Annotated in this window: 14 protein-coding genes; 5 read left to right on the top strand and 9 right to left on the bottom strand. The window is 67.0% G+C overall.

The features are described from left to right. Genes paaD through MLGJGCBP_RS07875 form a run of 4 tightly spaced genes read left to right on the top strand, consistent with a single transcriptional unit; the run spans position 1 to position 3,915 of the window. Positions 1-510 (top strand): 1,2-phenylacetyl-CoA epoxidase subunit PaaD, encoded by a 510-nt coding sequence (gene paaD, locus MLGJGCBP_RS07890; RefSeq protein ID WP_160094681.1) that lies wholly within the window; start codon positions 1-3, stop codon positions 508-510. Positions 511-512: 2 nt separating this feature from the next. After that, positions 513-1,610, top strand: a complete 1,098-nt coding sequence (gene paaE / locus MLGJGCBP_RS07885; RefSeq protein WP_160094680.1) for a 1,2-phenylacetyl-CoA epoxidase subunit PaaE — start codon at positions 513-515, stop codon at positions 1,608-1,610. Between the two features lie 32 nt (positions 1,611-1,642). Further along, positions 1,643-2,941 carry a phenylacetate--CoA ligase PaaK gene (paaK, locus tag MLGJGCBP_RS07880; RefSeq protein ID WP_124394706.1) on the top strand — a complete coding sequence of 433 codons (1,299 nt, stop codon included), beginning with the start codon at positions 1,643-1,645 and terminating at the stop codon, positions 2,939-2,941. A gap of 11 nt (positions 2,942-2,952) precedes the next feature. Then, on the top strand, positions 2,953-3,915 hold the full coding sequence (locus MLGJGCBP_RS07875) for a helix-turn-helix domain-containing protein (protein ID WP_160094679.1): 963 nt from the start codon (positions 2,953-2,955) through the stop codon (positions 3,913-3,915). A 237-nt stretch (positions 3,916-4,152) separates the two neighbouring features. Here MLGJGCBP_RS07875 and MLGJGCBP_RS07870 read toward each other — a convergent pair whose 3' ends face one another. From MLGJGCBP_RS07870 to MLGJGCBP_RS07855, 4 genes are read right to left on the bottom strand one after another with little or no spacing between them, the layout of a single operon-like run. Beyond that, entirely contained in the window at positions 4,153-5,430 is a 1,278-nt protein-coding gene (locus tag MLGJGCBP_RS07870; RefSeq protein ID WP_160094678.1) for an amidase, read from the bottom strand. After that, positions 5,427-6,977, bottom strand: coding sequence for a solute symporter family protein (locus MLGJGCBP_RS07865; protein ID WP_160094677.1), 1,551 nt, complete (start codon positions 6,975-6,977; stop codon positions 5,427-5,429). Before MLGJGCBP_RS07865 ends, MLGJGCBP_RS07870 begins: the two co-directional genes overlap by 4 nt. A gap of 6 nt (positions 6,978-6,983) precedes the next feature. After that, the gene (locus tag MLGJGCBP_RS07860) at positions 6,984-7,277 is read right to left on the bottom strand and encodes a DUF485 domain-containing protein (RefSeq protein WP_160094676.1); all 294 of its coding nucleotides are present in this window, start codon (positions 7,275-7,277) and stop codon (positions 6,984-6,986) included. Between the two features lie 2 nt (positions 7,278-7,279). After that, on the bottom strand, positions 7,280-7,873 hold the full coding sequence (locus tag MLGJGCBP_RS07855; protein ID WP_160094675.1) for a flavin reductase: 594 nt from the start codon (positions 7,871-7,873) through the stop codon (positions 7,280-7,282). Positions 7,874-8,098: 225 nt separating this feature from the next. Here MLGJGCBP_RS07855 and MLGJGCBP_RS07850 point away from each other — a divergent pair, with 225 nt between their 5' ends. Beyond that, positions 8,099-8,713, top strand: coding sequence for a response regulator transcription factor (locus MLGJGCBP_RS07850; protein WP_160094674.1), 615 nt, complete (start codon positions 8,099-8,101; stop codon positions 8,711-8,713). A gap of 11 nt (positions 8,714-8,724) precedes the next feature. On the opposite strand, the gene MLGJGCBP_RS07845 is transcribed toward MLGJGCBP_RS07850, so the two are convergent. Genes MLGJGCBP_RS07845 through MLGJGCBP_RS07825 form a run of 5 tightly spaced genes read right to left on the bottom strand, consistent with a single transcriptional unit; the run spans position 8,725 to position 12,788 of the window. Then, positions 8,725-9,684, bottom strand: a complete 960-nt coding sequence (locus MLGJGCBP_RS07845) for a PDR/VanB family oxidoreductase (protein ID WP_160094673.1) — start codon at positions 9,682-9,684, stop codon at positions 8,725-8,727. A gap of 46 nt (positions 9,685-9,730) precedes the next feature. Beyond that, positions 9,731-10,471: an SDR family NAD(P)-dependent oxidoreductase gene (locus MLGJGCBP_RS07840; protein WP_160094672.1), complete on the bottom strand. Its 741-nt coding sequence runs from the start codon at positions 10,469-10,471 to the stop codon at positions 9,731-9,733. A 28-nt stretch (positions 10,472-10,499) separates the two neighbouring features. Further along, positions 10,500-11,003, bottom strand: coding sequence for an aromatic-ring-hydroxylating dioxygenase subunit beta (locus MLGJGCBP_RS07835; RefSeq protein ID WP_160094671.1), 504 nt, complete (start codon positions 11,001-11,003; stop codon positions 10,500-10,502). Beyond that, complete coding sequence (locus MLGJGCBP_RS07830) at positions 10,993-12,288, bottom strand: aromatic ring-hydroxylating oxygenase subunit alpha (RefSeq protein ID WP_160094670.1); 1,296 nt, start codon at positions 12,286-12,288, stop codon at positions 10,993-10,995. Before MLGJGCBP_RS07830 ends, MLGJGCBP_RS07835 begins: the two co-directional genes overlap by 11 nt. 11 nt (positions 12,289-12,299) lie before the next feature. After that, entirely contained in the window at positions 12,300-12,788 is a 489-nt protein-coding gene (locus tag MLGJGCBP_RS07825; RefSeq protein WP_160094771.1) for a nuclear transport factor 2 family protein, read from the bottom strand. Position 12,789 lies beyond the last annotated feature (1 nt).

Raw genomic sequence — 12,789 nt, 5'->3', positions numbered from 1 at the left:
ATGACCACCGCAGTGCGCACCGACGCCCGCCGCCTCGCCGAGTCCGTCCTGGACCCGGAGATGCCGATGCTCACGCTCGCCGATCTGGGAGTGCTCCGCGACGTCGAGGAGCACGCCGACGGATCGGTGGTCGTCACCATCACCCCCACCTACTCCGGGTGCCCCGCCATGGCCACGATGCGCGACGACATCGAGCACACCCTGCAGGACGCCGGCTTCGGCAGCGTCGAGGTCCGGACCGTCCTCACGCCGCCGTGGAGCACCGATTGGATCAGCGACGACGGCCGGCGCAAGCTGCGCGAGAACGGCTACTCGACGCCGGGGCCCGCGCCTCTGCGGACGTCCGGTCCCGTCCCGCTGACCCTCACCGTCAAGCCGCGGGCCGTCACGTGCCCGGTGTGCCACTCCGCCAACACCCGTCTCGATTCGGAATTCGGGGCGACGCTGTGCAAGGCCCTGTACCGGTGCCTCGACTGCCTCGAACCCTTCGATCACGTGAAGGAAATCTGATCATGACCACAGCGGTGTCCCCGAAGCCCGGTGCGGCGTTGCGCAACAGGGCATTCCACACGCTCACCGTCGCCGACGTCGAATCCCTCTGCGACGACGCGGTCGCGGTCACGTTCGACGTCCCCGCCGACCTCGCCGACGAGTTCGCGTTCGGCCCCGGCCAGTCGCTCACCCTGCGGCGCACGATCGACGGCGTCGAGCACCGCCGCTCCTACTCCATCTGTGCGCCTGCCGGTTCCGCGCCGAGGGTCGGTGTGCGCGAGGTGTCCGACGGCCTGTTCTCGACGTGGCTCGTCCGCGACGTCCGGCCCGGCGACCGGATCGAGGTGCAGGGTCCGAGCGGAACGTTCGTCGCCGACCCCGATGCCGGTGGCCGGCACGTGCTGATCGCCGCCGGATCGGGCATCACGCCGATGCTGTCGATCGCCGCGTCGATGCTCGCCAACCCCGACGCCGAAGTCGTTCTCCTGTACGGAAACCGGCGCACCCGCTCGGTGATGTTCGCCGAGGAGATCGCGGACCTCAAGGACATGTACGGGTCGCGATTCGACGTGGTGCACGTCCTGTCCCGCGAGCCCCGCGAGGTGGAACTGTTCACCGGGCGCCTCGACGCCGACCGTTTGCGTGCCCTGTTCACGTCCATCGTGCCGCTCGCCGACATCGACCACTTCTGGCTCTGCGGCCCGTTCGGGATGGTCACCGACGCCGAGACGGTTCTCGGCGAACTGCAGATCGACAAGAGTCGCGTGCACCACGAACTGTTCTTCGTCGACGACGTCCCGCCGCCGATGGAGAAGCACCGCGAACCCGGTGTCACCGGGCCGAGCAGCGAGGTGACCCTCGTCCTGGACGGCCGCTCGACCACGGCGACGCTGCCGCGGGACGAGTCGATCCTCGACGCCGCCGAGAAGTACCGCTCCGACCTTCCGTTCGCCTGCAAGGGCGGCGTCTGCGGAACGTGCCGCGCGAAGATCACGTGCGGTGACGTGGACATGCGACGCAACTACGCGCTCGAGGACTACGAGGTCGACTCCGGCTTCGTGCTGACGTGCCAGACCTTCCCGGTCAGCGACGACGTGACCGTCGATTTCGACGCGTGACCTTACCCAGCCCGCCCACCCCGGAGACTAGAATGACCAGTATCGCCACCCCCTCGCAGGACATCGAGTTCGCCACGCGCGACCGGATCTCGACGCTGCAACTCGAACGTCTGCAGTGGTCACTTCTCCACGCGTACACCAACGTTCCGCATTACCGGAAGGCGTTCGACGACGCGGGCGTTCACCCGAGCGACCTGAAGGACCTGTCCGATCTCGCGAAGTTCCCGTTCACCGCGAAGGCGGACCTGCGGGCCAACTACCCGTTCGGGATGTTCGCGGTGCCGCAGGAGAAGGTCTCCCGCATCCACGCCTCGTCCGGAACCACGGGCCGCCCGACGGTGGTCGGGTACACCGCCAACGACATCAGCAACTGGGCCGACCTGATCGCCCGGAGCCTGCGGGCCGGTGGCGTGAAGCCGTCCGACAAGGTGCACGTCGCGTACGGGTACGGCCTGTTCACGGGCGGCCTCGGCGCGCACTACGGCGCCGAACGGCTGGGCTGCACGGTGATCCCGATGTCCGGGGGCATGACCGACCGCCAGATCCAGCTGATCGAGGACTTCGAACCCGACGCGATCATGGTGACCCCGTCGTACATGCTCACGATCGTCGACGCGATGATCAAGAAGGGCATCGACCCGTCGAAGACGTCGCTACGGACCGGGGTGTTCGGGGCGGAGCCGTGGACCGAGGAGATGCGCACCGAACTCGAGAAGCAGCTGAACATGGACGCCGTGGACATCTACGGACTGTCCGAGGTGATGGGCCCCGGTGTGGCGATGGAATGCGTCGACACCAAGGACGGCCTGCACATCTGGGAAGACCACTTCTACCCGGAGATCATCGACCCGGTCACCGGAGAGGTGCTGCCCGACGGCGAGGAGGGCGAACTCGTCTTCACCTCGCTCACCAAGGAGGCCATGCCGATCATCCGTTACCGCACCCGCGACCTCACCCGGTTGCTGCCGGGCACGGCACGGTCGGTGCGGCGGATGCAGAAGGTCACCGGGCGCACCGACGACATGATCATCCTGCGCGGAGTGAATCTGTTCCCCACCCAGATCGAGGAACTGATCCTCACCGTCTCCGCGCTGGCCCCGCAGTTCCAGTGCATCCTCGACCGCCCCGGTAGGATGGACGAACTGACCGTACGAGTCGAAGCCCGCCCCGACGCGTCCGCCACCGATCATCCCCGTTCCGCCGCCGAACTCCAGAAGCTGGTCAAGAACCGCATCGGAGTGAGCGTGAAGGTGGACGTGGTGGCGTCCGGCGCACTGGAGCGGTCGCTCGGCAAGGCACGGCGACTGATCGACAACCGCTCCGCTCTGTGAGGTGATCGAAGGTGCGTCTCGGTGGTGAACACGCGCGTGACGACGACGGGCAGTTCGAGCACTGGCGGCAGGCCGTCTCCACGGCGTTCGTCCCGCTCGCCGTGGTGTCCACCGCCGAGGACGGCGAGACCAGGTTCACCGGGACCCTGCGCAGCACCGCCCTCGGCGGACTGCAGCTGAGCGAGGTCGGGGGACGGGCGGTGGACGTCCGGCGGACCCGCACGTCCATCAAGCGATCCGACCCCGGCCTGGTGAAGGTGGGTCTGCAACTGTCGGGCCGCGGCGTCATCGTCCAGGACGACCGTGAGGCCGTGCTCGGGCCCGGCGATTTCGCGGTCTACGACACCAGCAAGCCGTACGACCTGCACTTCGCCGGCGACTTCAGCATGTTCGTGCTCATGTTTCCCCGCGACATGCTGCGCATCGCCTCGCGGGAACTGGGCACCGCGTCGGCGCGCCGCATCCGCGGCAGCAGCGGGATGGGCGCGCTCGTCTCGCCGTTCCTGACCAACCTCCACCACTCCGTCGTGACCGGCACGATGCCGACGACCCCCCTCGTCGAGGACGCCGTCGTCGACCTGCTCAGTGCCGCGGTGCAAGCGGAGGCACCCGCCGACGCCACCGCTCCCGGCGCGACACTGCTGCTCCGGGTGAAGTCGTTCATCGACGCACACCTGCACGACCCCGCACTCGACACCGCCACGGTGGCATCCCACCACCACGTGTCGACGCGGCACCTGCAGAAGATGTTCGAGGCGGACGGGCACACGGTGGCCGGGTGGATCCGTCACCGCCGGCTCGAGAAGAGCCGCCGCGATCTCAAGGACGCGCGCTTCCGCGGCGACAGCATCGGAACCATCTGTGCCCGGTACGGTCTCGTCAACTCTTCGCACTTCTCACGGCTGTTCAAGGACACGTACGGGGTATCGCCGCGAGCGTTCCGCGAACAGGAACTCCTGCCGATCAGCGTGTGAGGTCGGCGCAAAATTCGGTCGCGCGCCGCGGCCCCGCAGGTCACACTGGATCGGTCGTCGCGACCTGAGGAGTGGGACCGCTGGAATTGCACGAATACGCCCGGCTCGACGCCGTCGGTCTGCGTGCGCTGATCCGCGCGGGCGACGTCACGGCGGCGGAGGTCGAATCCGTTGCGCGAACGGCGATCGCACAGGCCGACGCCGACCTCGGCGCACTGACCCTGCCCATGCGCGGTGTCAGAGAACGGATTCCAGCCACGCCGCCGTCTCGAACAGGCGTTGCTCGGCGCCGGGGCGCCCGATCAGCTGCAATCCGAGGGGCAGGCCCGCGCTGTCGCGCTTGCCGGGGATCGTGACCACGGGCAGGCCCATCGCCTGCCACGGTCGGCTCAGCACCGGCGTCCCCGTCGCGTCGTGACCGCGGGGAGCGCCGCCGAGCGCCGCGGGTCCGAGGACGGCCTCGTCCTCGTCCAGCGCCGCGAGCAGCAATTGCCGGGTCTCGGCGATTCCGGCCAGGGCGGCACGGTACTGAGCCTCGGTGGTCTGGGCTCCCGCGGCGAACAATTCGGCGAGGGGTGCACTGATCTTGCCTGGCTGTGCCGCCTCGGCGGCGCGTTCCTGGGCCGCGTCGTACGCCATCACCGTGTGGTGGTGTTCCGTCAGCGCCACGACGGCCGCGGCGGCGTCGACCTCCCGGCACCGGACACCCGCGGACTGCGCGGCACCCGCGGTGGTCCTGAGCGCCGCCGTCATGTCCGGGGACACCTCGCCGAGTTCGAACCCACTCCACAGGCGGAGCCGGCGCGGCGCGGAAGGCTCGAGCACGGGCGACCGGGTGCCGTCGCGCAGCGCCGTCCACGCGAAGTGGAGATCGGACACCGTTTTTGCCAGCAGCCCGACCGTGTCGAGTTGGGGACTCAATCCGGTGATGCCGGCGGTCGGGAGTTCGCCGTGGGCGGTGACGAAACCCGCGACTCCGCAGAACGACGCGGGCCGGGTCAGCGATCCCGCGGTCTGCGTGCCGAACGCCAGCGGCACCATGCCCGCGGCCACCGCTGCCGCCGAACCGCTCGACGACCCGCCGGGGGTGTGGTCCACGGCGCGCGGATTGCGGGTCGGGCCGGGCTTGAAGTACCCGAACTCGGTGGTCACGGTCTTGCCGACCGGGAGCGCACCGAGAGCACGCGCACGGGCCACACAGTCGGCGTCCGTCGTCGCCGGGTCCGCGCTCCGCAGCTCACTGCCGCAGCGCGTCGGCATGCCGGCGACGTCGATCAGATCCTTGACGCCGACGGGTACACCCCACAGCACGCCACCGGGGTCGCTGGAGTGGATTCCGGCAGCCGCAGACCGCACCGCGTCGGGATCGAGGTGGGCCCAGGCGTGGATTGCCGGGTCCAGGTCCGCGATCCGCGCGAGCGCCGCCTCCGCCACGTCGATCGGTGTCGTTCCGCCCGACGCCAGTTGCTCGGTCAGGCCCCGGAGTGGGCTGGGAGACTGCACTTCCGTCTTCATTGCATCGCCGCCATCGTGTCGTCGTTCTTCGTCTCGGTCTGTCCGGTGAGCGCCCGGGTGCGCATCACCGAGAAGAGGCGGTCGGCCTGTGCCTTGGTCTCGCCGGACGGCGCCGACATCAGCGCGACGACGACGGACACCGCCAGCGAGAGGGGCGCCACGGCGAGTGCCGGGTTCGAGAATCCGAGGATGGAGTCCGGCCCCTGGACGACGGGGCTGAGCAGGATGACGGTGATCGACAGCGCCAGCCCGACGACGATGCCGGAGATGACAGCGCGTGCCGTCATGCGCTTCCAGTACATGGTCAGCAGCAGCGCAGGCAGGTTCGCGCACGCGGCGATGGACATTCCCAGCGATGCGAGGAACGCGACGTTCTGCTTCTGCGCCGCGAACGCGATGGCGACACCGATGACGCAGGTCGCCACGGTGGCGACCCGGGCCGCGCGGTGCTGAGCCTTCGCCGACACCGACCCGTTGCGGATCACCTGCCCGTACAGATCGTGTGCGATCGCACCCGACGTCGCGATCACCAGGCCGGACAGTGCGGCGAGAATGGTCACGAACGCCACGGCCGCGACGAATGCCAGCAGCACGCCGCCGCCGACGGTTTCGGCGAGTTGGGCGACGGCGAGGTTGCCGCCGCGGTTCTCGGACTTGATCACCTCGACCCCGACCAGCTTGGCGGCGCCGTAGCCGAGTACGGGAACGAGGAGGTAGAACGCGAAGAAGATCCAGATCGCCGTGTAGGCGGACGTTCTCGCCTGCTTCGCGTTCGGGACGGTGAGGAATCGGATCATGACGTGCGGCAGGCCGAGCACGCCGAGAACGAGTCCGACGGTCTGCGACAACTGGTCGAACGACGCTGCGCCCGACGTCCGCTGCGGTGCGACGAACGACTGACCGAATTCGGCGAGCGCGGTGCTGAACGGGCCGAAGGGGTTGAAATCGAAGCGCACCAGCACGAGAACGAACAGCACGACGGCGCACACCATGAGCAGACCGGTCTTGATGATCTGGATCCAGCTGGTGGCGAGCATGCCACCGACGAGCGTGTATGCGGTGGTGAGTGTTCCGATGATCAGCACGGCCACCGCGTAGTCGAGGTCGAACAGCAGCGACACGAGCAGTGCGGCGCCGACCAACTGCGACACGAGGTATACCACGCTGATCACCACCGTGCTGAGCGCCATCATCGAGCGCACGTCCTTGCCGGGAAAGCGGGTGGCGAGGACATCCGCCAGGGTGAAGCGGCCGAGGTTGCGCAGCGGCTCGGCGATCAGCAGCATCGCGAGAACGAACGCGACGGGCACGAAGACCGCGAGATAGAACCCGTTGAAACCGGTCAGGGCGATCGCACCGGTGACACCGAGAAACGAGGCGGCAGAGATGAAGTCGCCGGCGATCGCGACACCGTTCTGGCGACCGGTGAGGCTGCCGCCCGCGACGTAGTGATCGGCCGCCGACTTGTTCCGCTTGGACGCCCACGCGGTGATCATCAGGGTGACGGCGACGAGCGCCGCGAAGAGTGACGCAGAGACGAGGTTCACGGCGCGTTATCCTTTCGCCAGGGAGGCGGTTCGAGCGTCGAGTTCGGCGGCACGCGCCATGTAATACCGGGCCACGACGATGGCGACGGCGAATTGCGCGACGGCGTAGAGCCACGCCACGGTGACGCCGCTGAACACGACGCCGTCCAGCAACGAGGTAAACCCGCCGAGAATCGGCAGTGGCAGGAACAGGGCGAGGACCAAGGCGCTGAGACGAAACGTCAGGGCGGCGCGGGTATCTGCGAGCTCCTGCAGGTCGAGGTCCTGGGGGAGGCGTTCGGGCGGTGACGAGTTGTCCATGTCTATCTACCTCCGGCTGCGGCGGGAACGAGGGCGGGTGTCACGGTGATCGGATCGGACCATTCGTCGTAGAACAGCCAGTCGGGAGATTCGACCGGGACCGACAAGCGGTGGAACTTGCGCTGGAAGTAGACGAGGCTGTCGCCCTGTTCGCGCGTCCGGACGCGGTCGAGTTCGATGAACATCACCGAATGCGATCCCATTGTCTTGATGTCGGCGATCCGGCCCGCGAGCACTACATGGGCGGCGCGCAGGATCGGGACACCGTCGCCGGTGTCCTCCTCCCAGATGTCCCACTGGAAGCGGTCCGCCATCGCCACTTTCGTCGCGCCCGCGAAATGCATGGCCAGTTCTTCGTCGTCGCCGGACAGCACGTTGATGCCGACTCGGCCGTTCTCCCGGAATACGTTGTGCATCGCGCTGTTCTGGTTCACGCACACGAGCGCCGTGGGCGGGGAGTCGGTGACCGAGCAGACGGCGGTGACGGTCATTCCGCAGCGCCCGGCGGGGCCGTCGGTCGTCACGACGTTGACCGCGGCGGGCAGATTCGCCATGGCGGTGCGGAAGTTCAATTGCATGGGAGTGAGTTCGGGCATTTTCAGCCTCCGTGAGTCGGAACGGGAATTCGTGTCACCACGTGGCGCCGGCGATCCTGAAGAAAAGGATATGACGCGCTCGTGCGCTGGAACATTGGCGGCGACGCTACTTTCTCGCAGTAAGTCGCGTACCCGGGTAGGGGATTTCTTCAGTTGGCTGTCGCTTCCGTTACGGTCGGTGTTGACTGGACGGGGAAACAAGTCATCTGTGCGAGGCAGGATTCGATGGAGCAGCAGGAAACACGGGTTTACATCGTCGACGACGATCAGGAGTTGTGCGCATCGCTTGCGTGGCTGCTCGATTCGGTCAACATCACGTCGGAGTACTACTTCTCGGTGCAGTCGTTCCTCGAGGAGTACCGCCGCGACATCCCGGCCTGCCTCGTCCTGGACGTCCGGATGCCGGAAGTCGGGGGATTCCAGCTCCAGGAGACACTCCTCGCCGACGAGTCCCCGATTCCGATCATCTTCGTGTCGGCGCACGGCGACATCAAGATGTCGGTGCGGGCACTGCAACGGGGTGCGCTGACGTTCATCGAGAAGCCCTACGATCCGCAGCACATGCTCGACGTGATCCAGGATGCGCTCCGGGTCGCGCGGCAACGATTCGGCGAGCGCCGCAACCGAACGGAATTGCAGGGGCGGATCGACGCGCTGACGGTGCGGGAACGGGAAATTCTCGCACTCGTGCTCGACGGTCTGCCGAGCAAGAACATCGCCAAAGAGCTGGGCATCAGCGTGAAAACGGTCGACGTGCATCGCACTCGGATCAAGGAGAAGACCGGAGCAGAAAGCATTGCGGTTCTCGTGCGCGACATTCTGCAGGCCGGACTTTCGTGAACTGACAGTGTTCAGGAAAGCTCGACGACGAGTCGCGCGGATTTCGCGCGCGACACACACGCGGCAATTCTGTCTCCCGCCTTTCTCTCACTCTTGGTGAGGCAATTGTCGCGGTGGTCGGGCTCGCCCTCGAGGACGTCCAGGACGCACGTGCCGCAGATCCCCTCCCGGCACGAGGTGTCGATCTCGATGTCGTTCTCTTCGAGTACGTCGGCGATGGATTTTCCGACCGGTACGTCGAACACTTCGCCCGTGTCGAGTTCCACCTCGAACGCCGTGTCCGACTCGGTCGTGGCAGGCGTCGCCGCCTCGAAGTGTTCGAAGTGGACCGCGTCCTCGCCGACCGCCGGTTCGGCCAGCAGGCGCACCCGATCCATGAAACCTTCGGGACCGCACGTGTAGACGTGGGTGGCGGCGGACGCGTCCGCCAGGATCTTCTCGAGCGCCGAGAACTGGTCGTCCCGCGTGAGGCCGAAGTGCTGGTGCACGTCCTGCCGGAAATCCGAATTCTCCAACAGGTCGACGAACGCGGCCTGCGCCCTCGTCCGCGCGAAGTAGTGCAGGTCGAATCGCTGCCCCTGCCGATGCAACGCGAACGCCAGACTCAGCATCGGCGTCAGCCCGATCCCCGCCGCGACGAGGATGTGCCGATCGGCGTCCTCGGCGAGCGTGAGCAATGTCCGCGGCCCGCTGATCCGCAACTCGCTGCCGGTCGTCACGTGATCGTGCAGTGCGGCCGAGCCACCGCGCGGGCCGGTCTCGCGTTTGACGGCGACGACATACGAGTCGGACTCGTGCGGCGGGTTGCACAACGAGTACTGGGTGAGGACCTCGGTGGGTCCGAGAATGTCGATGTGGGCGCCCGCAGGGTACGGATCGAACGGTGCACCATCCGCCCGGACCAGCCGGAACGACTTGATGTCCGGCGTTTCCTCGACGATTTCCGCGACAGTGACAGTGAACATGCTCATGGTGATTCTTCCTCCGGTGCTGCGACCCGTCGCCCTCGAGCGGGGGTCAGCGCATGTACAGGCCGCCGTTGACGTCCCAGCAGGCTCCGGTCACCGACGCGGCGGCCGGAGATGCGAGGAGGGCCACCGTCTCGGCGATGAATTCGGGCGACCCCAGTGTGCCCACCGGGATGGTGGTGAGAATGGCCGCCAGTTTGTCCGCGGGCACCGTCTCGCGCACCACCGGCAGGTCCAGCGGACCGGGCGACACCGCGTTGACGGTGACACCCGACGGTGCGAGTTCCCGGGCGAAGACCTTGGTCAGCGTTCCGACACCGCCCTTCGCGGCCGCGTAGTGGGCCCCGGTCGCCGTGCCGCCGTTCTGGCCGGCGAGCGAGGCGATGTTGACGATGCGGCCGTAGCCGCGTTCGGCGAAGTGACTCCCGAACACCTGGCAGCCGAGGAACGCGCCGTTGAGGTTGATCTCGACGATGTCCGAGAACTCCTCCGGCGCAATGTTCATCAACGAGCCGGTCTGGGAACGGCCGGCATTGTTGACGAGAACGTCCGCCCCACCCCAGAGGTCGACGACCCGGTCGCGCAAAGACTCGAAGTCGGGCTTCTTCCGGACGTCGAGGACCGCGGCGACGGCGGTGTTTCCGGAGGAATCCAGGTCCACCGCAGTCTCTTTCGCGGCGGCCTCGTCGATGTCTGCGACCAGTACGCGATATCCGCGGTCGTGCAACACTCGGGCGATGGCGGCGCCGAGTCCGCGTCCGGCGCCCGTGACTACTGCGACGTGATCCATGTCGAACTCCTATTTCTGGATGGGAAGGTCAGAGGAGGTACCCGGAGGCGTTGACCGCGGCCTGCGAGTTGACGAGCCTGATGACCTTCAGGTCCAGCCGCGGCCCGGCCTCGGTGTCGCGGATGCGGTGCGTGACGTCGGCGGCGAGGGTCTGCTGGTCGTCGCGTTTGAAGCCCACGAGGATCTGCGCGGACTTCAGCGTGATCGAGTCCTCGGTGCGGTCCTCGACGGTGAAGCGGGAGACGGTGCGAACGGTGCGGGCTGCGGCGAGCGCGGACATCGAGTAGCCGGAGGTCAGGCGTTCGATCCGCATTCGCCGCATCCGGGTGTCGTCGTTGACCATGTTCAGCGATCCGTCGAAGTCGTCGGTGTCGGGGTCGATGGGAATGACGTACCGGCCGTCGTCGGTCCACAGGGCGTCCCAGGTCTGGTAGTCCTTGGCGTCGAGTAGGGCCGCTTCGTGCCAGACGAGTTCGATCGCCTGCAGTACCCGGGTGTCGGACAGTGCGATCGTCAGGAGGTCAGTGCTCATCGGTCATCATCCTCTTCCACATTGCGTAGGCCTCGCGCATTCCGGTTTCGTCGGTGACGTGCGAGGTGCGGTGCCCGTCGCTGTCGAGTGCTTCACGGTTCAGGCCGCGGTTGACCATGATCGGCATTCCCGGTGCGCCGCGGGAGCCGCGCTGAACCCGGTCCCAGGCCTCGGAGTCGTCGGGGCTGCCGAACCCGAACGGGCCCTGGAAATGTTCGTGGATGCGGAGACGTTCGCGGTTGACGATCTCGGGTCCGCCGTCCATGCCGAGGGCGATGTGCCGGATCTCGGTCTCGTCGACCGCGATCGGGCGCAATACCCGGAAGAACGACATCGACATCGCGACGTTGGGGAAGATGTTGAGGTTGAACCCGGCGCCGTGCATGGACCGGACGATGCGGCGGACCTGGTCGGCGGGCATCGTCTTCGACAGTTCCGCGACGATGTGGTCGAAGCGGGCCTGAATCTTCTCGGTGCCGTCGTCGTGGTCCAGGTCGACGTGCTCCGGGACCATGATGGCGACGCTGTGACCGTTGCCGAGCGCGTGCGTGACGGCGTTGTCGTCGGTCATGAAGGAGAGCATGTCGGCGGTTTCGGCGTCCACGGACGACATCCAGGAGCGGTGCACGATGGGGAAGTGGTAGCCGTCGGTGGTGTTCTCCAACTGGATCTTCCAGTTGCCGCGGAAGCGAAAGCAGTGCTCGCCCTGGGTCTTGATCGGGTAGCCGGCGCCCTGCTTCATGAACAGGTCGATCCACACCTTCGCGTCACCGAGGAAGTCGTCGAGGGGCTCGATGTCGGGGTTGAAGCTGGCGAAGATCATGCCCGCGTACGACTCCACCCGCAGGCTCTGCAGCGGGAGATCCTTCTTGTCGAGGTCCTCGTCGTAGCCGTCGGGGTAGGGGATTCCGCGCAGCCGCCCGTCGAGGGCGTACGACCAGCTGTGATAGGGGCAGGTGAACCCGTTTGCCTTGCCCTTGGGGACCTCGCAGACGCTGGCCCCGCGGTGGCGGCACCGGTTGAGCAGGACGTTGAAGTTGCCCTTGCGATCGCGGTTGACGATCACCGGCTGCCTGCCGATGGTCGCCATCTTGAAGCTTCCGGTCTCGGGGATCTCGCTCTCGTGGGCGACCCACACCCAGGTGCGGTAGAAGATCCGCTCGAGTTCGGCCTCGAACATGTCGGGGTCGGTGTACAGCGATCCGTCCACGCGGTCGTCGGTGGCGAGGTCCGCGAAGTTGGTTGCGGTGAAGCCGGCGTCTGTGGGATCCAGCGAAGTGGTCATCACATTCTCTTTCAATTCGATTCGAGCAGTCGCGGTGCCTCGTCGAGGCGGGTGGCGAACAGCTTCTCGGTCGTGAAGTGGCTGATCCGGGCTGTGCCGTCCCGGACTTCGCACTCGGCGGTGATGCGGGCGACGAGCATTTCGGCCGATTCGTCCTCGTACCGCGACAGCTGTTGCATGACCCACCGCCCCTGCGCGGTGGGTCCGTCCACGTCGATCTGCTCGTTGCCGAGCAGGTGCGCATTTCCCCGGAAATGGGAGCTCGGTGGGAGGTACGCGGTGAGCATTCCGACGATCTCCCGGCGGCCCTGCCGCTTGCCGAACTTGTGCGCGTAGTCGCTGCCGACGCCTTCCCACACCGCGTCGGCGGTGAAGAGGGAGCCGAGTTCTTCGGCCGAGAACTGCACGGACGGAACGTCACACAGTTCCATGTAGCGGCACATCACCCGGTGAACGGCCTCACGCGTCTCGATGCGCTCGGTCGCGTCCGCACGGTGCATG

The sequence above is a fragment of the Rhodococcus sp. T7 genome, from assembly GCF_009872365.1.
Classification (GTDB): Bacteria; Actinomycetota; Actinomycetes; order Mycobacteriales; family Mycobacteriaceae; genus Rhodococcus_F.
This window is presented reverse-complemented; position numbering and strand designations above follow the sequence as displayed.